The organism is Nitrosococcus wardiae (assembly GCF_004421105.1).
Classification (GTDB): domain Bacteria; phylum Pseudomonadota; class Gammaproteobacteria; order Nitrosococcales; family Nitrosococcaceae; genus Nitrosococcus; species Nitrosococcus wardiae.
This window is the reverse complement of record NZ_CP038033.1, coordinates 1,947,713-1,967,843: the sequence shown is the minus strand read 5'-3', so window position 1 is coordinate 1,967,843 and position 20,131 is coordinate 1,947,713. Positions and strand designations below refer to the sequence as shown.

Sequence of the window (20,131 nt, the reverse complement as noted above, 5' to 3'; positions counted from 1 at the left end):
GCAGGCGATTCTCTCTGAAGCGGGAAGGAACAAGATTAAACCGTAATCTATCCCTCAAAAAAAAGAGGGAATAGCCAAAATTCCAGAATTCCTACAGCGCCGCACGGGAGCCTTAAGTTCTCCTCTGAATTGGCTCAGATCATTTTCTTACCTTCCACTATCCTTATTATTTTTGGGAGTCTCCCCAAGACACATCCTCTGCTCCTCTTCTCTAAGTAGCGGGAAATAGGACCGGTAGATGTCTTGCACTCCTGGAAAATGACTGTAACTCGGCTACTTTAGGATCAAGCTTTCCAATGACGATCTCGACTACAGCGCAGTAGCGAGGCAATAGTAAATAAGGAGGTGAACGATGAAAAAAATTTATGGTTTTCTCGCAGCTTTGTGGTTAGGTGGAGTATGGCAGGTACCCAGTACCCAAGCCGGTAACCTGGATCCAGAAAGCGGCAGTTCAAACCATGATAGTAATGCACTTAAGCTCTACGTAACGCTGGAGGCTCCAGATGCTCTAGGGGTAGTTGATCCAGAGTCGAAGCGCCGGCTGAGAGCTATTTCGGTCGGAGGAAAACCCCATGATGTCATCTGTGCGCCAGACGGCTCGACAGCGTACATCACTAATCCCAAAACCAACGACCTGAGCATCGTGGATACGTCAACAGACAAAGTGAAGAAAACCGTGAAATTTGGTGAGGAGGCCACCCCATGGCATGTGGAAATCTCACCCGATGGCTCCCAAGTATTTGCTGCACTCCAGGACCAGTCAGCGGTGATAATCCTCGATACCGCGCAGAACCGCATAGCGTCAAAAGTTTCTGTCACAAGCGGCCCCTGGGCAATTGCCGCCCCTAGAAATGATATCGTTTACGCCACGCTCAACGGCAGTGTCAGCAAAGGCACGGCGAATAGGGCACGCAGCGAAGACATTGCGGTCTTCGACCCGACGGAAGCTTCGCCGACGGCAGAGTATCTGACCCTGGCGGCGGATACCGCCAATGGGCCTCACGGGATCGTATCGGCGCCGGATGGTTCGGCAGTTTATATCGCTGCCCAGGCAAGCCACGAAGTGTGGAAAATCAACGTGGATGACAACCGCGTAGAACGAGTCGCTAAAATCCCAGACCCTAATCCCAGCGGAACACCACTTAACCCAGGCTTCCCCACTGATCTTGCCATCAGTCCCGATGGCAACACCCTCATTGCCGTCAACCATGACCTTGACTCCATCACGGTCATTAACCTGGAAACCCAGAGGATCATCGAAACGGTAAGTACCGGTGAAGGCAGCGAGCCTTGGGGAGCGCTTATTGCACCAGATGGACAGACGGCGTATATCTCCACCAACGGCGTAGATAGCCTTGCCTTTTTTCCCATGAGCGAACTCACCGATGGGACTGAAGGTGCCAGCAAGAGCACGATTGCTGATCTCCCCACCTCTGACGGGCTTACATGGTGCAAATCGGCTCAGTAACTTATATTGAGAACAGTATTTGAAGACGCCCTGTAGCGCTTATTTTGCTTGATGGCCCTCCCTACTCCCATGGAGAGATGAGGGAGAGGATCCAAAAAGCTGTTGGCTTTAGAAGCGTTATAATCAAGGGGGCCCATGGAAGGGCCTACTCCAGATGCCTTAAAAGCGGTTGTCACCGGCGAGTCCTGGCGCTTATGGGGCTTACACTCTGGCGATAAGGTCGGGGTACAAATTAAGTTTACATTAAAGTGTTTTCACCATGACCCCATCAAGAGACTTAATCACCGGCGTCATCTTAGCTGGCGGGCGGGCCCGCCGCATGGGAGAACAGGATAAAGGGTTAATCACCTTGAGGGGAAAACCCTTGATAGAATACTCGCTTACCCGTCTAAAACCCCAAGTCGCCAAGTTGGTGATCAACGCTAATCGCAATATTGAGCGGTACCAGACTTATGGCTATCCAGTGATCACGGATAAAATCAGCGGTTATGCCCGGTCCCTTAGCCGGTATGTTAAGCGCTTTAGCAGTAATTGAAACCGAATATTTGTTAACGGTCCCCTGTGACTGCCCTCTATTACCTCAAAACCTGGTCTCCCGCCTCTCTATCGCGTTGGGGAAAACCAGTGCTGAAATAAGTGTGGCTTCCAATGGCATTCGGCGGCAACCGGTTTTTCTCCTGTTCCATCGCCGTTTAAAGCAAGATCTTGCCGATTATCTTAACGAAGGCGGCAGAAAAATTGATACCTGGCTAGGACAACATCCCTTGGCGGAAGCTGATTTTTCAGAACAACCTGACGCCTTTCTTAATGTCAACACACCTAGGGACATCGACGAACTGGAGTCCCGCCTTGAAGGACATGCCCCCTTGAATCCCCCCCCCGATTGGGAATAATACCATGGAAAAGAAGCTATTTACCCCTGCCGTTAGCTGCGCTGACAGCCACGACAGCGCTGCACTGCCCATAGCCAGGGCACTCCAGCTTATCACCCAAGCTTTAAAGCCCGTTTGCGGCTGGGAGAATATCGCTATCCGCAGGGCTTTGGATCGGGTATTGGCCCAGGAAGTGATCTCCCCCAGGGAAGTTCCTGCCCATACCAATGCCGCCATGGATGGTTATGCTCTCCAAAGCCAGGATCTTCCACAAAGTGAACCGCGGATGTTAAAAATTGTTGGCACTGCCCTTGCAGGCCAGTCCTATGAAAATGAACTCCGGGCAGGTGAATGTGTTCGGGTCATGACGGGAGCCGTTATTCCTGCTGGCGCAGATACGATCGTAATGCAGGAACAGGTGGAGCGGTCTACTGATCACATCCAGGTCTTTCCAGGCCAAAAACCAGGGCAGAATGTTCGCCAGGCGGGAGAAGATATTGCCCTTGGACAGCAGGTTTTGAAACCAGGGCGGCGTTTAACACCTGCCGATATTGGCCTGCTTGCCTCCCTAGGATTCGTGGAGGTCAAAGTCTGGCGACGCCTCCGAGTAGCTTTCTTTTCAACTGGAGATGAACTCCGTTCTATAGGTGAACCACTGGCCCCAGGACAAATATACGATAGTAACCGCTATACCCTTTATGCCATGCTCCAACGCCTTAATATCGATATGATCGATATGGGCGTAGTCCCCGACCAACCTGAAGCGCTGCAAGAAACCTTGACCACAGCAGCGGATAATGCTGATGTTATTATTTCCTCGGGGGGCGTCTCAGTGGGAGAAGCAGATTATGTAAAAGAAGCCTTGGAAAGCTTAGGTCAAATCCATTTCTGGAAAATTGCCATAAAACCCGGGCGGCCCCTCGCCTTCGGCCACATCAAGGAGGCGGTCTTCTTTGGTTTACCAGGCAATCCAGTTTCGGTAATGGTCACCTTCTACCAATGCGTGCAACCGGCCTTGCTCCAACTCATGGGGGAATCCCCTTCTACGCCTCTCACGCTCAAGGTCCCCTGCCATTCAAGATTCCGCAAAAAACCGGGACGAACAGAATACCAGCGGGGAATCCTCGAACGGAATGAGCAGGGACAGCTAGGGGTCAAAACAACAGGCCGGCAGGGCTCTGGTCTCCTGACCTCCATGAGCGCCGCCAATTGCTTTATTATCCTTCCAAGCGAATCCGGTGATATTGAACCAGGCACTTGGGTTGAGGTACAGCCCTTTGCCCACCTGGTATAGGACTTAATCAACCCTGATTTGCCTAGTTCTATTTGTGCCCTTTGCGAAAACGGATGATTCGTTTACGCTTTTGCCGCTGGCGTTGAGTTAAGGCATTGATTCGTCCTTTAAAAGGATTTTTTACCGTTCTGAATTCCAGCTCTATACGGGTTCCCACCAAGGCGAAAGCGAGCCGAAAGTGATTCATAAGATAGCGCCGATAATTCACGGGTACCGCTTCTGCTTGATTGCCATGGATAATAATTTTAGGAGGATTGTGTCCCCCTTGGTGGGCATAACGAAGCTTAATCCTCCGTCCTTTCACAACCGGCGGTGGATGCTTCTCAACCGCAGCCGCTAAAACCTGGTTAAGCTCAGCCGTAGGAAGGTGACAATTGGCCGATTGGTAAGCTTCATCAATAGATGTAAAAAGGCCTCCCACCCCACTGCCATGCAGAGCGGAAATAAAGTGTACCCTTGCGAAATCAAGAAACGGCAAACGTCTATCCAAATCTGCTTTGACTCTTCGCCGCTGCTCCAAGGGTAAGCCATCCCACTTGTTCACTGCAATTACGACTGCTTTTCCGCTTTCCAGTATCAAACCTGCCAAGTGCAAGTCTTGCTCCACCACGCCATCACGGGCATCCATCACGAGGATCACGACATGAGCGGCCCCAATTGCTTCTAGGGTTTTAGCAATACTAAATTTCTCTAGCATATCCAAGATCTTGGAACGTCGCCGTATTCCAGCCGTATCCACCAGCGTGTAATCCCGACCTTGGTGGCAAAAAGGGATGGCAATACTGTCCCTCGTCGTTCCCGGGGCCTCGAAAGAGAGGACTCGCTCCTCGCCGAGGATGCGATTGACAAGAGTGGATTTTCCCACATTGGGGCGGCCGACAATGGCAAACTGGAGCCCTTTAGCCTGAATTTCAGGCTCTTCCTTTTCCCCCCCGGGTAAAAGGGTCAGCAAATTTTGCAGCAGCCCCCCGACTCCCTGATTTTGCTGGGCTGAAATAGTGGCCGGTTCCCCCAATCCCAAGCGATAAAATTCAGAAGCCACGAGTTCCTGATCTTGCCCCTCAGCTTTATTAATGACCAGCTTGAGTGGTTTCTGAGCACGGCGTAACTGCTCGGCAATGGTCTCATCCAAGGCGGATAATCCCTCACGACCATCAACAAGGAATAAAATAGCGTCTGCCTCTTCTATAGCCAATTGTGCCTGTGTCCGCATTAGCTCTCCGACACCAGACTCTTGCTCTGTAATCCCCCCTGTATCAACGACCAGAAATGAGTGCTCACCATAGCGAGCAATACCATATTTTCGGTCACGGGTTACACCGGGCTGATCGGCCACAAGAGCATCGCGGCTCCGGGTAAGACGATTAAAGAGAGTGGATTTACCGACGTTTGGGCGTCCAACCAAGGCAACAAGAGCTTTCATATTGGTAGATTAAATGAGGCGGGAGAAGTACCAATTATAGGTACGGACATTACCAAACAAACGTGCAACGCCGCACGGGGATGAAGGGCATTTTTAAAACAGCTTTTAAGCAGAACCAGGAAACTCTAAACCACCCAGCCCATCAAGGATAGCAAAAAAGAAGTCCATGGACCATCCTAGTCGGCGACCTTAATGGCTTTCAAGACTCCTCCTTGGGTCCTTACGTAAAGGATGTCATCTACCACCAAGGGCGCATTGACAATCCCTTTTTCTTCTTCTACTTTAGTGCGGGCAACAAAACGGCCGTCATCCTTGGCCAGCCAATGAATATAACCCGCCAAATCACCCACGACAATGTAGTCTTGATAGGAAACGGGCGCTGTCGGCTGCCGCCTGAGCAACTTAGATTGGCGCCAAAGAGAAGCGCCGGTACGGCTATCCAACGCCCAAATATGGCCTTCCGTGTCGGTGATATAGACAGTCTCTCCATCCACACCAATACCTGCATAGGAGGACATTTCCCGAGTCCAAAGAACTTCACCATCCGCTAGCCACACCGAGGCAACTCGACCATTATAAGTGACGATATAAAGATATCTCCCCTGTACCTTAGGTTCAGAATCGATATCCACCAGTCGGTCTAGTTCAGTTCGGCCCCGGGGGACAACAATAGTCCGCTCCCATAGCAACTGGCCACCTTCTAAAGATAACGCCACCAGCTTGCCCCCGGCTAACCCCATAATGACTTTACGGTCGGCAATTACGGGGGCTGCGGCTCCGCGGAGTGTTAAAACCGGAACGTTGCGTTGATAAACCCATAACCGGGAACCGCTACTGGCATCCAGGCCATAAATTTGACCATCCCCGGAACGGACCACCACAACGCCGCCACCCACTCCAGGCGCCGATAATATTTCACTAGAAACAGCCGCTTGCCAAATGGGGGAACCATCAACAACATCCAAAGCGACAACTAACGCATCCTCTGTGCCTACAACCACAAGGCCATCGCCTACGCCAGGTCCACCGGTAATAGGCAAATCCAGCTTTGTCTCCCAAAGCGGTTCCCCCGTGAGAGCATCAAAAGCGCTTACCTGACCTTTATAATCTGCGGCAATCACCTTGCCATCGACGAAAGAAAGGGGAAGCCGAAGATAGCGATCTTGCATACCCTTCCCTGCCTTAGCAGACCATAAGACTTCAATCCCGATTTCAGGCACAAACTCTACCAATTCCATGGGAGGTTCGCTGGTATCAGACTCCGGAAGGTATTCCTGCAGAACCGTGCATCCCGCCAAGGAAAGGAGCAATAAAGCGAAAAAAAACCGGCTAATCCAAGCAACAACTGCCCGAATATTCCCCCGCACCCAGCCTAAACACGGAAGAGTTGTGCTTGCCATTAAGGTTGAGCGATATTATCAAGCTTCATGCTCAGTATCTGTCGACGCGGTTCACCCGGTCCCAAATCCAATAACGCCTCTTGATAAGCCTGCCGCGCCTCTGGTAGTTGGCCTAACTCTACATGAGCATCCCCCCGCAATTCCGCGTAAGCGGAAGCAAAACTGCCTGGCTTCACTTCAGCCAGCGTTGTTAGCGCCTCTTCAGGATTGCCTACCGCCAACAATAAACGGGCCAAACGCAAATATATCACTCGTCGAAGCCCAGAGTTTTGCGTGTATTCCAAGGCCCTCTTAAAGCGTTCCATGGCGGCTTTAACATCACCTCGCCCTTGATCTTCCTTGGCTAACATCAGCACACTAAACAATCCATAGGGAGTATCGCTGTAATCTTGAATAAGATGCTCTGCACTATTGTAGATTTCAGTATTGGCTTCTTCCTGCGCTTTTGCCACCAGTATCTGCTGATAGAGAGACGAGGCTTCCCTAACGCGGTTCTGCTTATATTCCATCCACCCCCGTAGACCAAACAGTGCGAGAAGACCGATAATGATTCCTACTAGTAAGGCACGAGCATTTTCTCGCCACCATTGCTTGATAGCTTCACTTTTTTCCTGATCTGATGCGTAAATATCCAATGCCATTTTAAAAACCGAAAGCGTTTAAGTATTTGCTTACCGAATGATACCCCGGGTGGAATTTTCAAGAAAATTCAGAAAAATTTGGACCTCAGAACTTTTCTCTGCTAATCGTTTCAACTCCTTAACAGAATCCTCAAAGCGCAACCCCTGCCGATAAAGTAACTTATACGCATGGCGCAGGTCACGTATTACTTCTTCGCTAAAATTAGCACGTTTTAGACCTATATGGTTAATTCCCACCGGCTTCGCCATATGCCCTGCCACCAACACATAGGGAGGAACATCCTTGTGAACGACACTAGCAACAGAACAGAAACCATAGGTGCCTATACTACAGTACTGAGCAACCAGGGCATATCCCCCAAGCGTCACATAATCTTCGATAGCAACATGCCCTGCCAGAGATGCATTATTGGCAAAAGTTGTATGGTGACCTACGATGCAATCGTGGGCAATATGAACATAAGCCATTATCCAATTGTGATGCCCCACACGGGTGACACCGCCACCCTGAACAGTGCCTCGGTTAATCGTCGTATACTCTCTTATGACATTTTCATTGCCAATTTCAAGGAGCGTATCTTCTCCACCATATTTCTTATCTTGGGGAATATCGCCGATAGAGGCAAACTGATATATTTTGTTCTTTTTCCCGATACGGGTAGGCCCTCGAACAACCACATGTGGACCAATCCAAGTTTCAGCCCCGATCTGCACATTCGCCCCAATAATTGAATAAGGCCCTACAGTAACAGTTTCGTGAAGTTCAGCGCCAGGGTCAATAACCGCTCTAGGATCAATCACTTATGGATTTCCTTGTAGGAACACATCACATCAGCCGAAGCTACAAGGCTCCCATCCACTGTCACTTTCCCTGTAAATTTCCATAGACGACGCAAGCTACGTACCAGCTCAACCTCTAGACGCATTTGATCGCCGGGCTCAACCGGACGTTTGAACCGTGCCCGATCGATGCCTGCAAAATAATAGATCGCCTCCTGTGAAGGTAATGTTGCTTGTGTTTTAAAAGCCAATATTCCGGTGGCTTGAGCCAAGGATTCAAGAATTAATACCCCCGGCATAACTGGCATCTCCGGAAAATGGCCCTGAAAGTAAGGCTCGTTATAGCTTACATTCTTGATGGCCACGAGCGACTTCCCCGGTGTACATTCTATAATTCTGTCGATCAGGAGAAAGGGATAACGATGGGGAAGATGCTTAAGTATCTCGTGTATATCCAGTGTGTCCAATGAAAAAACCTTGAGTTTAGAAAAAACTTAGATAATATACTGAATTTTATGTATTCACCATAGTGTGCTCTTAAGCTAGCTTCTTACCCCTAATAATGCTCAAAGAATAATCTCTAGCTCCAATGACACATTAAAAACCAATATTCACCAGCTGAGATAGGAATACTTTCAGATTTATTAAGGCAGTTAGGCGGATATTTGATGCTGTAATTGAGCTGGGTCGGGATCATTGCTGCTGACCTTGCCGCTAGTTCTTGGCACGAAAGTACTAAAATTCCATCCCATAACCTAACTGCCTGTTTCCAACTAATTATATGATAATTAAGGTTTATATTGAGATTTTAATAACTTAAGTACATCAGCGGTAATATCAACTTTATCACTGGCGTAAATCACTCCCTCATAGACCACCAGATCATATTTCTTCCTCTCCGCTAAACTCACAATTGCCTTAGCAATTTCTTCCTGCAGCTTTCGAAATTCTTCATTCCGACGAATATTGTAGTCTTCTCGAAATATTTCTTGATCACGCTTAAGATCCCGGTTTTGATTCAGGATATCCCGTTCTAATGCTTGACGATCGGCCTCACTCATAATGGCCGCATCTCGGTTGAATCTATCCTCCAACTCACGCAGTTCTTTTTGTTTTGCAACCAGTTCTCTGTTGCGTAATTCAAACTCCTTTTTTAATCTCTCCAGCGCCGCACCTTTTTGCGGTGCCTCATCTAATAATTTAACTGCATTTACCGCACCGATTTTCAAATCGACAGCTTCTGCTGGCGCAATAACCATTACACAACCCAGCAGGAAAACACCTCCTAGCGCGATCAATTTATACAATTTACTCAACCTTACCATGAGGCTACCTCTAATATTTAATGTGACTAATGGGGTCAATCAGGGGCTGACTTACTATTCTGGTTCTGAAATAAATATCAACTGTAAACATATATCAAAGGCACTTTTTTCAGGAGATAATATTAGAATGAAGTCCCAAGGGAGAACTGGAACACTTGAGGCTCATCGTTTGGCTGGTCATTAAATCCCTTTGCCAAACTAAATTGCATAGTGCCAAAAGGCGATAGCCAAATGGCTGAAACTCCAGCCGAATAACGGAGTTCTCCGAGCGTAATGTCTTCGTCTATACCGTAGACATTACCGGCATCAATAAAAGTACTCAAGCGCACGGATTTGAGCTCCTCAGCGAAGGGAATAGGAAAGAATAACTCGATATTACCCACCACCTTGAGGTTTCCTCCCAGCGCTCTATTATCAGTATCTTTTGGACCCAGCGTATTATCCTTAAAGCCGCGCACGCTATGTATACCACCGGCAAAAAAATTCTCGAAGAAGGGGAATTCTTCGGTGCCTCCATAGGCATCTCCGTAGGCGACATCACCATTTAGCATCAAAGTCAGGGATTTAGTGAGGGGATAGAACCAACGGTGACGATAACCCACCTTAAAAAATTGCAGGCTGCCTACCGGCACAGAGATCTCACCAAAGAGGCTTTGGAAGCTACCGCGGGTGGGTAAAAGAGCATTATCTCGGCGGTCACGTGACCAACCTAGATCAATATTAAAGATATCAAAGCTACTTCCTTCACTATTCACAAAATCTTGATATTCCTGGGGGGAGCGTTCCGTCAAATTAATCTCCGAATTCTGATAGCCAAAACCGAGGCGTAGCGTATCATTTTCGGTGACCGGAATACCAAAATGCATATCACCGCCGAAGGAATCAGTGCTAAAACGGGCAATGTTGGCGTTACTCGGATCAGTCTCCCGGTAGAAAATATTAAACCCACGGCTGATACCATCAATAGTATAGTAGGGATTGGTATATCCAAAGCTATAGATAGTATTAACCTCACTATTATTGAAGCTAAGGCTTACATGTTTCCCACTCCCTAGAAAATTTCGCTGGGTAACGCTGGTGTTGAAAATAAAGCCTTGAGACTGAGAGAAACCTAAACCTGCCGATAAGGATCCAGAGGGACGTTCCACAACACTAAAATTCACATCGACTTGATCGGTCGTTCCTGGAACAGGCACCGTCTCCACATTAACATCTTCAAAATAACCTAAGCGCTGGATACGCAAGCGGGAACGGTTAATGAGTTCAGTCGCTACCCAACCTCCTTCCTGCTGGCGTATTTCTCGACGAATCACCTGATCCCGGGTTTTAGTATTCCCAGAAATATTGACTCGCCGAACATAAGCACGCTTCCCTGGATCAACAAAAAAGGTCAAATTTACCTTTTTCCCTTCCTCATCTACTTCCGGCACAGCATTTACATTGGCAAACGCATATCCCTTATTCCCTAACAGATCGGTAATATTTGTTGTACTTTCTGCTACAGCTTTGCGTGAAAAAACTTCGCTTGAGGTTATCGTTAAAGCATCAAACAGCTTCTCACGGGGTAAGACTAAATCCCCAGCTAACTTAATTTCTCCAATTTGATAACGATCCCCTTCGCTAATATTGACTGTAATAAATACCCGCTTTTTATCAGGGGTAATAGAAACCTGGGTAGAATCAATGTTAAAATTGATATAGCCACGATCTAAATAATAAGAACGCAGAGCCTCAAGATCCGCCGCCAATTTCTGTCGAGAATATTGATCATCATGCGTAAAAAACGATAACCAATTGGTGGTACTTAGTTGAAATGCGTCTTGAAGTTCTTCCTCGCTAAGAGCCTGATTACCTACAATATTAATGCCACCGATCTTGGCAACTGCGCCCTCCTTAATATTTACTTTAATAGCCACCCGATTACGTGCTAGAGGAGTCACCGTCGTATCAATTTTGACACCATATTTACCACGACTAAAATACTGACGCTGCAGTTCTAGTTCTACTTTTTCCAGCAGCGATCGGTCAAAAACACGACCCTCTGCAAACCCTACCTGTTTAAGTGCTTGTGAGAGCTGATCACCTTTAATATCTTTATTACCTACAAATTGAATGCTCGTAATCGTAGGCCGTTCTACCACAACCACAACCAGAACACTGCCTTCATGCTCCACCCGCACATCCTTGAAAAATCGGGTCTGGAATAATTCCCGAATGATATCCTTAACCCGCTGGCTATCAACTGTATCGCCTACTTTAACAGGAAGATAATTAAAGACGGTGCCAGCCGAAATCCGCTGTAGCCCCTCAACCCGTATGTCCTTAACTACAAACTCTTCAAATTGTGCTGCCAGTGCCCGGCTAATTAAAGCCACCCCCACAATAGCAATTATGATCCGCTTTTTTACAAAGTTCAAAGGCGCCCCCATTTGTTTTTTTGATTGCTAAAAAGCCTTTTACTAAGGCTCTACTTTTGGGGTTTACTTCTTGGGCTCGTAGCTTATGTGCCTGGAAAGAAAAAACAGGAAAAGCTATACGCTTATTTAAAATAGTTTTAATCTTTAAGTAAGATTTTTTTAATTCCCTTCCACTAAAAATTTGAATGAGTTCTCCCTAGAAAACAGGGGAGCTACTCCAAAAAAAAAAGCCGGTACCCGCTTTACTATCCAAACAAACGGGTCAGGTCATTGTAAAAAGCTAGGCACATCAACCCAATTAGCGCCAAAATACCGATTTGTTGTCCCAGCGCTTGGGCCTCCTCTGATAAAGGCCGGCCGCGTATCCATTCAATGAAATAATATAATAAATGCCCCCCGTCCAATACGGGAACAGGCAAAAGGTTTAGAATTGCTAGGCTAATACTGACCACAGCAAGGAAGTTTAGGAAAGGCACAAAGCCGATTTGAACACTATATCCTGCATATTGGGCAATTGTAATAGGACCACTAATAGATTTAGTTGATACCTCCCCTGACAGCATTTTTCCTAACATTATCACGGTCAGCGATCCAATTTCCCAGGTCTTCTCAACCGCCTGGGATATCGCCGCTAAGGGGGAATATTTTAAAGTAGCTTGGAGTTCCTCCGGTAATTCACCTGGTGGTTGTGGTGCCGCACCAATACGACCAACGGAACCTTCCTCCCCCTCTACTGCTACCGGCTGCAAGGTTAGAACGAGACGTTCCTTTCCCCGCTCAATCTCAACATTAAAGGATTCGCCTGGGCGATCTCGCACAAACTCCACCCATTCGTCCCAGCTATCAATGGGCTGGCCTGCAGCCGAAAGAATTCGATCCCCCGGTTGAAAACCTGCCTGTGCTGCAGGTTCATCAGGCAGCACCTTTCCAATGACTGGCGCCAATAACGGTCGTACTGGCTGCACACCTAGCTGTTGCAATATATCCCTAATTTTTTCCGGATCAGTCCCTACCTGGCTCAGGTCCAGGCTCAAAACCTCTTCTCCCTCAGGACCAGAAACAGTCACGGAAACGCGAGACCCATTTTGGGAAGCCACAAATAGGGCATGGCGTACCGCGGCCCAAGTAGGCGTAGCTTGCTCCCCGACAGCAATAATTTCTTCGCCAGCTCGGAAACCGGCCTTTTCTGCCGGCGTGTTGGCAGTAACTTCACCCACCAGGGGTTTGATTCCGGCAATGCCGAGAACAAACGCCAACCAGTAGACAACGATAGCAAACAGAATATTTGCCATAGGCCCAGCCACGACCACAGCACTCCTCACACCGAGGGACTGGCGATTAAAGGCGCGCGGAAGATCCTCCTCGGCAACTTTTCCTTCCCGCTCATCAAGCATCTTCACATAGCCACCCAAAGGAAGCGAGCCGAGCACATACTCAGTGTGGTCCTTTCCTTGCCAACGCCATAAGGGCCGGCCAAAACCAATGGAAAATCGAAGGACTTTAACTCCCGACCGCCGCGCTATCCAAAAGTGCCCGTATTCGTGCACAGTGACTAGCACTCCAATCGCGACAAGAAAAGCGAGTATCATTAATGCAATGGACATGGGCACCACCGCTGGACTTGTTCTTCAGCGACTTGCCGTGCCTCTGTATCACTTTCTAGCACGGCAGCAAGGGAATGGGCTGCAGCGGGCGTCACCCTACCTAACGTCCACTCAATAAGCTCTGGGATCTGGGTAAATCGGATACGCTGCTCCAGGAAGGCTTGGACGGCCACTTCATTGGCTGCATTCAAAATAGTGCTACACGTCCCCCCCTGTTCCAATGCAGCATAGGCAAGCCCCAGACAGGGGAAACGTTGCAAATCAGGTCGGCTAAAGGTTAGCTGGCCTATTGCAAATAGATCTAGAGGGGTAACCCCCGGTTCTATCCGCTCCGGCCAAGCCAGTCCATAAGCAATAGGTGTTCGCATATCAGGATTGCCTAGCTGCGCTAAGACAGAGCCATCCACATAATCGACCATAGAGTGAATAACGCTCTGGGGATGCAACACCACTTCAATCTGGTGGGCTGAAGCATCAAATAACCAGCGGGCCTCAATAACCTCGAGTCCCTTGTTCATCATAGAAGCTGAATCAACCGATATCTTACGTCCCATATCCCAGTTAGGGTGAGCACAGGCTTCATCTGGAGTGACGCTGTCCAGCTCGGAAAGTTCCCGATCTCTAAAAGGCCCCCCTGAGGCAGTCAACAAAATGCGTCGTATTCCTTTGCGGTGCAGGGGAAGCTCGCGCCTCCCCGCTGGCATGCATTGCCAAATCGCATTATGCTCGCTGTCAATGGGAAGCAGCTCAGCTTCGTTCTCATTAACCGCATTCATAAATAGCTCACCGCTCATCACCAGCGATTCTTTATTGGCGAGTAAAACCCGCTTCCCTGCTCGAGCTGCGGCTAAGGTAGGAAGTAAGCCCGCAGCACCGACAATGGCTGCCATAACATAATCCGTATCCGGGGAAATGGCGATGGCTTCTAAGGCTTCGCTACCACTACTGACTTCAATCTCTGGTGCCACTGGACGCAACCGCTGGCGGAGCTGTTCGGCGGCATCAGGATCAGCCATAACTGCCTGAGAAGGTCGGAATTTAAAGCACTGCTGGTAAAGTTGTTCTACAGAACTATTCGCAGACAGGGCTTGGACCCGGTAGCGATCTGGATAACGCGCCAAAACATCAAGGGTGCTCATGCCAATGGATCCAGTGGACCCCAGTATGGTGACTCCTATCATTGCAGCTGTCCCAATATCCAGATACCTAGTGCAAACACTGGCGCTGCCGCTGTTAAGCTATCAACCCGATCTAAAGCGCCACCATGACCTGGCAGTAAGCGCCCACTATCCTTAACCGCACCCATGCGCTTAAATAAGCTTTCTAGTAAATCCCCCACCACAGAAGCAAGAAGGGTTAACAGGCCAAGACCCACAAACCCCCACCAAGCTGGCCCAGAAAATGAAAACACTTCCCCCCCTATTAATGAAAGCAGCAAACCCGCGGCAAGGGCACCATAAACACCCTCCCTTGTTTTTCCAGGACTCAGCGCTGGCGCCAGGCGGGTATGCCCAAAACGCCGTCCGACCGCATAAGCTGCACTATCTGCTAGCCAAACCAAGAGGAAGAGAAACAATACCATTTTCGGACCAACGGTGGGTAATGCATGAAGGCCTATAGTGGCCCGCCAAGCAGGTACCAGGACCAAAATTCCCGCGATTAACCCTAGCGCAGGCATGCCCAGTAAGGAGGGACTAGCAGGTCTGTGTTGTGCCCACCGCATTAGTAAAATCGTACAAATACCCCACCAAACCGCGCCGACTATTGCTATCCCAGCTAAAGGTAGGAAACGGCTTCCCCAAAGCAACAATAACACCACAAAGGCATAAAGTAACCGCGCTCCCCTCGCCTGCAACCGAACCAGGCCTGCCCACTCCCAAGCCCCAATGGCAATGATCAATGCCAATGGCCAAGCAATGATTCCGGTGGGAAGAAAAAGTACAGCCCATACAGTGAGGGGTACTAAGATAGCAGCCGTAATTAGCCGCTGCCTAAACACGGCGTAAGGACTCCACTTGCTCCGAGGTCCGACCGAAACGGCGTTCCCGCTGAAAAAAGGTTTCGATGGCTACAGCAAAAGCTGTTTTGTCAAAATCAGGCCACAGGGTATCCGTAAAGTAAAACTCAGTATAAGCTAATTGCCACAATAAAAAATTACTAACCCGCTGCTCCCCCCCCGTACGAATAAACAAGTCAGGTTCAGGCAAATCAGCGATAGAGAGGTGCGCTGCAAAAACTTCAGGGGTAATAGAGTCGCTTGTCATTTGTCCATTTTCCACCTTGACGGCAACTTGTTTTGCAGCTTGAGTAATATCCCAGCGCCCACCATAATTGGCAGCCACCACTAGAGTAATGCCCCTATTTGTTGCCGTCAGGGCCTCGGCTTTGGCTATTTCCGACCGGAGTTCTTCCGAGAGGCCATTTCGATCACCGATGATACGAAGACGCACATTCCATTCTTGGAGCCGATCTAATCGACTCGAGAGAGCAGACTTGAATAAGTCCATTAAGAGCTGAACTTCCTGGGACGGACGGTGCCAGTTTTCACTACTAAAAGCAAAGAGAGTTAATACCTGCACACCGGCATTGGTACATGCATGCAGGATCTCTTCTACTGCCTCAACACCTGCTCTATGCCCATAAAAACGCGGTCGATTTCTCTGCTTAGCCCAGCGTCCGTTACCATCCATGATAATCGCAACATGGCGGGGTATTTTTGATGACTGGACCTCAATCTGCCCGCTATCCATAAATACTGCCTAGCGTTCTGCCCACAAGAGGGGGCTGATTAAAGAGTATCAAACTTCCATGAGATCTCGCTCTTTGGCTGCTAAGATTTCATCAACTTTGGCAACATTGCTGTCAGTGATTTTTTGAATAGCTTCCTCAGCACGGTGTTGATCATCCTCGCTAATTTCTTTCTCCTTAACCAATCCCTTGAGGGTATGATTGCTGTCACGCCGGATATTGCGTACAGCCACCCGCGCGGCTTCCGCCTCTTGCCTGACAATCCGGACCATTTCCCGCCGTCGCTCTTCGGTCAGAGAGGGTAGTGGTATCCGAATAACCATCCCCGCCGTGACCGGATTAAGGCCTAACTCAGAATTCATGATGGCTTTTTCAATGGCTGGAACCATTTGCTTTTCCCAAGGCGTCACCGTCAAAGTTCGAGCATCCTCCACAGCGACATTGGCAACCTGATTTAAGGGAACATTCGTCCCGTAATAGGAGACGGTAATGTGATCAAGAAGGCTCGTATGAGCCCGATTTGCCCGTAATTTAGCGAAAGCTTGTTTCAAAGCCTCAAGACTTTTCTGCATGCGTTGGGCAGCATCTTCACAGATCTCATCAATCATTGCTGTTACACTCTCTGGAAACCAGTGTCCCCACGTCTTCGCCCTTGATGATATGCGTTAGGGCTCCCACCTTATGCATGTCGAAGACACGCAATGGCAAAGAATGATCTCGGCACATTATAATAGCGGTCGCATCCATGACTGCAAGGTTGCGTGCTATGACCTGGTCATAGCTTAAGCGGGGGAAAAACTGTGCGTTAGGGTCCACCATGGGATCAGCGGAATATACGCCATCCACTTTGGTTGCTTTAATGAGCAGATCAGCTCCAATCTCGATAGCACGAAGGCTAGCAGCGGTATCAGTAGTAAAAAAGGGATTGCCCGTCCCCGCAGCGAAAATGACTAAACGTCCTTTTTCGAGATGGCGGATAGCACGGCGACGTAGATAATCCTCACAGACCTCATTGATCCGAATAGCGGACATCACCCGACAGAAGACGCCTAGCCTTTCCAAGGCATCCTGTAAGGCGAGGGCATTCATCACCGTCGCCAACATCCCCATATGATCCGCAGTGACCCGATCCATACCCGCAGCAGCCAATCCAGCACCTCGGAAAATATTACCGCCGCCAATAACCAAACCGATTTCGATGCCGATGCGGTTTAATTCCTGCAGTTCTTGAGCAATTTGCTGAACCAGCTTGGGATCGATACCGTAGTTGGCCTCACCGATTAGCGCTTCTCCGCTAAACTTTAGTAAGATGCGCCGATACTTGGGCTCCATACCCTCCAATGGCACCTGCTCAATCCCCCCGGGCCTGTGATCTTACCTCTTCAGCAAAATTCTCTACCTTTTTCTCAATCCCCTCACCTACTTCAAAGCGAGCGAAACGGCGAACACTAGCCCCAGCGTTTTTAAGCAGCTTCTCTACCTTAATATCCGGATCCTTGACAAAGGGCTGACCCAGTAAGGTAATCTCGCTTAAAAACTTTTGCAAACGCCCTTCAACCATTTTCTCTATGATCTCAGGCGGCTTGCCGCTATCCCTAGCTTGGGCGATCAGAATGTCACGCTCTTTATTCAACGCCTCTGCTGAAATGTCTTTCGGCGTAATGGCCTGAGGCTTACTTGCTGCAACATGCATGGCAAGATCTTTGGCCAACGCCTCATCTCCTCCCTCCACAGCGACCAATACGCCAATCCGAGCACCATGGACATAACGACCAATGCGCCCGTTTTCTGCTTCCATAAAAGTGAAGCGGCGCACATTGATATTTTCACCAATCTTGGCTATTAGGGCTTGGCGCCTCTCATTGATGCTCTCACCACTCTCATCCATGGCCATGGCAAGGAGATCGTCCAAGGTTGCAGGATTAGAAATTAATACTTTTTGTGCCACATCCGCAGCAAATTGGCAAAAATCCTCGTTCTTAGCCACAAAATCCGTTTCCGAATTAACTTCTACCATCGCTGCCTTGCAGGCGTCATCGTCTACGGCAGTGGCAATAATACCTTCGGCGGCTACTCGCCCTGCCTTCTTATCAGCTTTAGCCAGTCCCTGCTTACGCATCCATTCTATGGCCGCTTCAATATCGCCACCCGTTTCCACCAGGGCCTTTTTGCATTCCATCATTCCGGAACCAGTACGCTCACGCAGTTCCTTGACCTGTGCCGCTGTGATTGCCATTATTCCATTCCTCTGCGGTAATCGGGGCTGAATCGGGCGCAAGGGTAATCATAAAGCCAAGACCTTGCCCCCCTTAACCAACTTAACGTTAGTTATTTGTGATTAGGTACCACTAGTATCTGCTGTGGCAGCTTTCCCCTCTAATGATTCGGGAACTGTTTCTCCCTCGCTGGCCTCTTCCATCTCCACGAACTCATCTTTGCCTGCTTTTGCACTAGCCGCAGCAGCGGTGGCTCGCCCATCAACAATCGCATCGGCAACCCCCCGGGCATAAAGGCGGAGAGCACGGATTGAATCATCATTGCCAGGAATGATGTAGTCCACCTTTCTTGGATTACTATTGGTATCCACTACCGCCACTACCGGGATGCCGAGTTTGGCTGCCTCATCCACCGCGATTCGCTCATGCTCTACATCAATAATAAATAGTGCATCAGGAAGATGAGTCATATTTTTAATGCCGCCAAGGCTATTCTCAAGCTTGTCCCGCTCTCGCCGCACCGTCAATGCTTCCCGCTTTTTAAGGCGATCCAAGCTACCATCCTGGATCATGGCCTCTAAATCATGGAGGCGTTTGATGGATTGCCGCACAGTCTGAAAATTGGTCAGCATACCTCCCAACCAGCGGCGGTTAACATAGGGCATGCCACAACGCTCTGCTTCCTCATGAACGGCTTCCTGAGCCGCCCGCTTGGTACCCACAAATAAAACTGTGCCTTTATTTGCAGCTAATCGACCAAGGAAGTTGGTCGCTTCATTATATAATGGAAGGGTCTCTTCTAAGTTGATAATGTGGATGTTATTGCGCTTGCCGAAGATATAGGGTGCCATCTTCGGATTCCAGTAGCGGGCCTGGTGACCAAAATGGACCCCGGCCTCTAGCATCTGGCGCATAGTCACATTCGCCATGACTTTTACCTCGATTGTGTTGGGGTTATTCCTCCGCATATCCCATATACCGACCTAACCAGAGGCACCCCGGTATATGTGCCGATATGCGTGTGATTTCGTTTGCTTTAAAAGCGCCGGCTTTATACCATAAAGTACCCGACTGGGACAATGGCCGAACCCTATCCTTTAGCCTCTGTCTAAGATTTAGGGAGCTAAATTTTCTTAAAAATTACATCATATTAAACCCTATGTCAGTTACTATCAAAACTCCAGAAGAAATTGAAAAAATGCGGATCGCCGGCCGCCTTGCCGCCGAGGTCCTCCACATGATCCGCCCTCACGTGAAGCCTGGAGTCACCACCGAGGAGTTGGATGCCCTCTGTCATGACTATATTGTTAACGAACAAAAAGCTATTCCTGCTCCTCTTAACTATCATGGCTTCCCAAAATCCATTTGCACTTCAGTCAATCATGTCGTCTGTCACGGCATTCCCAACAAAAAGCGGCTAAAAAAAGGGGATATCATTAATATCGACATTACTGTCATCAAGGATGGCTATCATGGCGACACTAGCAAAATGTTCTTTGTGGGGGAACCTAGCGTCATTGGCAAGCGAGTATCCCAAGTCAGTTATGAGTGTATGTGCATTGGCATTGAGATGATAAAGCCGGGCATCCATTTAGGAGATATTGGCCATGCTATCCAAGCCCATGCCGAGGCTAATAATTTTTCTATTGTGCGGGAATTTTGCGGACATGGTATCGGCCGTGCTTTCCATGAAGATCCCCAAGTACTCCACTATGGCACCCCTGGCACCAAGCTTAGATTGGAACCTGGCATGACCTTTACCATCGAACCGATGGTCAATGCGGGCAAGCGCCATGTAAAACTCCTCCCAGATAAGTGGACGGTCGTCACTAAAGATCACAGTCCCTCGGCCCAATGGGAACACACCATACTGGTTACTGATGATGGCTTTGAGGTACTTACCGTCCGACCCGGAGACAACCTCTAGACCAGCCCCTTCACTT

The 20,131-nt window shown here is 48.9% G+C and carries 20 protein-coding genes; 5 read left to right on the top strand and 15 right to left on the bottom strand.

Annotated elements, in window-relative coordinates:
• Positions 1-352: 352 nt before the first annotated feature.
• The 4 genes from E3U44_RS09590 to moeA all read left to right on the top strand — a co-directional run bounded on the left by E3U44_RS09590 (position 353) and on the right by moeA (position 3,634).
• On the top strand, positions 353-1,468 hold the full coding sequence (locus E3U44_RS09590) for a YncE family protein (protein WP_134357924.1): 1,116 nt from the start codon (positions 353-355) through the stop codon (positions 1,466-1,468).
• Between the two features lie 259 nt (positions 1,469-1,727).
• Positions 1,728-2,003 (top strand): NTP transferase domain-containing protein, encoded by a 276-nt coding sequence (locus E3U44_RS19950; protein WP_240761795.1) that lies wholly within the window; start codon positions 1,728-1,730, stop codon positions 2,001-2,003.
• The gene (locus E3U44_RS19945) at positions 1,957-2,361 is read left to right on the top strand and encodes an NTP transferase domain-containing protein (protein WP_240761794.1); all 405 of its coding nucleotides are present in this window, start codon (positions 1,957-1,959) and stop codon (positions 2,359-2,361) included. The genes E3U44_RS19950 and E3U44_RS19945 overlap by 47 nt, the downstream gene beginning before the upstream one ends.
• 4 nt (positions 2,362-2,365) lie before the next feature.
• On the top strand, positions 2,366-3,634 hold the full coding sequence (gene moeA / locus E3U44_RS09580) for a molybdopterin molybdotransferase MoeA (protein WP_134357923.1): 1,269 nt from the start codon (positions 2,366-2,368) through the stop codon (positions 3,632-3,634).
• 28 nt (positions 3,635-3,662) lie between these two features.
• Here the strand turns inward: moeA and der are convergent, their stop codons facing one another.
• The 15 genes from der to rpsB form a co-directional block, all read right to left on the bottom strand.
• Complete coding sequence (gene der, locus E3U44_RS09575) at positions 3,663-5,057, bottom strand: ribosome biogenesis GTPase Der (RefSeq protein ID WP_134357922.1); 1,395 nt, start codon at positions 5,055-5,057, stop codon at positions 3,663-3,665.
• A gap of 176 nt (positions 5,058-5,233) precedes the next feature.
• Entirely contained in the window at positions 5,234-6,424 is a 1,191-nt protein-coding gene (bamB, locus tag E3U44_RS09570; RefSeq protein ID WP_240761793.1) for an outer membrane protein assembly factor BamB, read from the bottom strand.
• 32 nt (positions 6,425-6,456) lie between these two features.
• The gene (locus E3U44_RS09565; RefSeq protein WP_134357920.1) at positions 6,457-7,098 is read right to left on the bottom strand and encodes a YfgM family protein; all 642 of its coding nucleotides are present in this window, start codon (positions 7,096-7,098) and stop codon (positions 6,457-6,459) included.
• Between the two features lie 30 nt (positions 7,099-7,128).
• On the bottom strand, positions 7,129-7,899 hold the full coding sequence (gene lpxA / locus E3U44_RS09560) for an acyl-ACP--UDP-N-acetylglucosamine O-acyltransferase (RefSeq protein ID WP_134357919.1): 771 nt from the start codon (positions 7,897-7,899) through the stop codon (positions 7,129-7,131).
• Positions 7,896-8,345 carry a 3-hydroxyacyl-ACP dehydratase FabZ gene (gene fabZ, locus E3U44_RS09555; RefSeq protein WP_013033410.1) on the bottom strand — a complete coding sequence of 150 codons (450 nt, stop codon included), beginning with the start codon at positions 8,343-8,345 and terminating at the stop codon, positions 7,896-7,898. Before fabZ ends, lpxA begins: the two co-directional genes overlap by 4 nt.
• Before the next feature lie 321 nt (positions 8,346-8,666).
• Positions 8,667-9,185, bottom strand: a complete 519-nt coding sequence (locus tag E3U44_RS09550) for an OmpH/Skp family outer membrane protein (RefSeq protein ID WP_240761792.1) — start codon at positions 9,183-9,185, stop codon at positions 8,667-8,669.
• A gap of 140 nt (positions 9,186-9,325) precedes the next feature.
• Positions 9,326-11,632: an outer membrane protein assembly factor BamA gene (gene bamA / locus E3U44_RS09545; RefSeq protein WP_134357917.1), complete on the bottom strand. Its 2,307-nt coding sequence runs from the start codon at positions 11,630-11,632 to the stop codon at positions 9,326-9,328.
• Positions 11,633-11,865: 233 nt separating this feature from the next.
• Positions 11,866-13,224 carry an RIP metalloprotease RseP gene (gene rseP, locus E3U44_RS09540; RefSeq protein ID WP_134357916.1) on the bottom strand — a complete coding sequence of 453 codons (1,359 nt, stop codon included), beginning with the start codon at positions 13,222-13,224 and terminating at the stop codon, positions 11,866-11,868.
• On the bottom strand, positions 13,209-14,405 hold the full coding sequence (ispC, locus tag E3U44_RS09535; protein ID WP_134357915.1) for a 1-deoxy-D-xylulose-5-phosphate reductoisomerase: 1,197 nt from the start codon (positions 14,403-14,405) through the stop codon (positions 13,209-13,211). Before ispC ends, rseP begins: the two co-directional genes overlap by 16 nt.
• Positions 14,402-15,223 carry a phosphatidate cytidylyltransferase gene (locus E3U44_RS09530; protein WP_134357914.1) on the bottom strand — a complete coding sequence of 274 codons (822 nt, stop codon included), beginning with the start codon at positions 15,221-15,223 and terminating at the stop codon, positions 14,402-14,404. The genes ispC and E3U44_RS09530 overlap by 4 nt, the downstream gene beginning before the upstream one ends.
• On the bottom strand, positions 15,216-15,974 hold the full coding sequence (locus tag E3U44_RS09525; protein WP_134357913.1) for an isoprenyl transferase: 759 nt from the start codon (positions 15,972-15,974) through the stop codon (positions 15,216-15,218). Before E3U44_RS09525 ends, E3U44_RS09530 begins: the two co-directional genes overlap by 8 nt.
• 48 nt (positions 15,975-16,022) lie before the next feature.
• Entirely contained in the window at positions 16,023-16,580 is a 558-nt protein-coding gene (frr, locus tag E3U44_RS09520) for a ribosome recycling factor (RefSeq protein WP_134357912.1), read from the bottom strand.
• A complete protein-coding gene (gene pyrH / locus E3U44_RS09515) occupies positions 16,573-17,319 on the bottom strand; it encodes a UMP kinase (RefSeq protein ID WP_134357911.1) in 747 nt (248 codons plus the stop codon). The genes frr and pyrH overlap by 8 nt, the downstream gene beginning before the upstream one ends.
• A gap of 4 nt (positions 17,320-17,323) precedes the next feature.
• Positions 17,324-18,208 (bottom strand): translation elongation factor Ts, encoded by an 885-nt coding sequence (tsf, locus tag E3U44_RS09510; protein WP_134357910.1) that lies wholly within the window; start codon positions 18,206-18,208, stop codon positions 17,324-17,326.
• A gap of 102 nt (positions 18,209-18,310) precedes the next feature.
• Entirely contained in the window at positions 18,311-19,117 is an 807-nt protein-coding gene (gene rpsB, locus E3U44_RS09505; RefSeq protein ID WP_134357909.1) for a 30S ribosomal protein S2, read from the bottom strand.
• Between the two features lie 230 nt (positions 19,118-19,347).
• Here rpsB and map point away from each other — a divergent pair, with 230 nt between their 5' ends.
• The gene (gene map / locus E3U44_RS09500; protein WP_134357908.1) at positions 19,348-20,115 is read left to right on the top strand and encodes a type I methionyl aminopeptidase; all 768 of its coding nucleotides are present in this window, start codon (positions 19,348-19,350) and stop codon (positions 20,113-20,115) included.
• Positions 20,116-20,131: the final 16 nt, after the last annotated feature.

Bases quoted from the DNA above. Each gene is read 5' to 3' on its own strand.
- E3U44_RS09590 (WP_134357924.1), top strand. From the start codon at position 353: ATGAAAAAAATTTATGGTTTTCTCGCAGCTTTGTGGTTAGGTGGAGTA.
- E3U44_RS19950 (WP_240761795.1), top strand. From the start codon at position 1,728: ATGACCCCATCAAGAGACTTAATCACCGGCGTCATCTTAGCTGGCGGG.
- E3U44_RS19945 (WP_240761794.1), top strand. From the start codon at position 1,957: ATGCCCGGTCCCTTAGCCGGTATGTTAAGCGCTTTAGCAGTAATTGAA.
- moeA (WP_134357923.1), top strand. From the start codon at position 2,366: ATGGAAAAGAAGCTATTTACCCCTGCCGTTAGCTGCGCTGACAGCCAC.
- der (WP_134357922.1), bottom strand. From the start codon at position 5,057: ATGAAAGCTCTTGTTGCCTTGGTTGGACGCCCAAACGTCGGTAAATCC.
- E3U44_RS09565 (WP_134357920.1), bottom strand. From the start codon at position 7,098: ATGGCATTGGATATTTACGCATCAGATCAGGAAAAAAGTGAAGCTATC.
- bamA (WP_134357917.1), bottom strand. From the start codon at position 11,632: ATGGGGGCGCCTTTGAACTTTGTAAAAAAGCGGATCATAATTGCTATT.
- rseP (WP_134357916.1), bottom strand. From the start codon at position 13,224: ATGTCCATTGCATTAATGATACTCGCTTTTCTTGTCGCGATTGGAGTG.
- ispC (WP_134357915.1), bottom strand. From the start codon at position 14,405: ATGATAGGAGTCACCATACTGGGGTCCACTGGATCCATTGGCATGAGC.
- E3U44_RS09525 (WP_134357913.1), bottom strand. From the start codon at position 15,974: ATGGATAGCGGGCAGATTGAGGTCCAGTCATCAAAAATACCCCGCCAT.
- frr (WP_134357912.1), bottom strand. From the start codon at position 16,580: ATGATTGATGAGATCTGTGAAGATGCTGCCCAACGCATGCAGAAAAGT.
- tsf (WP_134357910.1), bottom strand. From the start codon at position 18,208: ATGGCAATCACAGCGGCACAGGTCAAGGAACTGCGTGAGCGTACTGGT.
- rpsB (WP_134357909.1), bottom strand. From the start codon at position 19,117: ATGGCGAATGTGACTATGCGCCAGATGCTAGAGGCCGGGGTCCATTTT.
- map (WP_134357908.1), top strand. From the start codon at position 19,348: ATGTCAGTTACTATCAAAACTCCAGAAGAAATTGAAAAAATGCGGATC.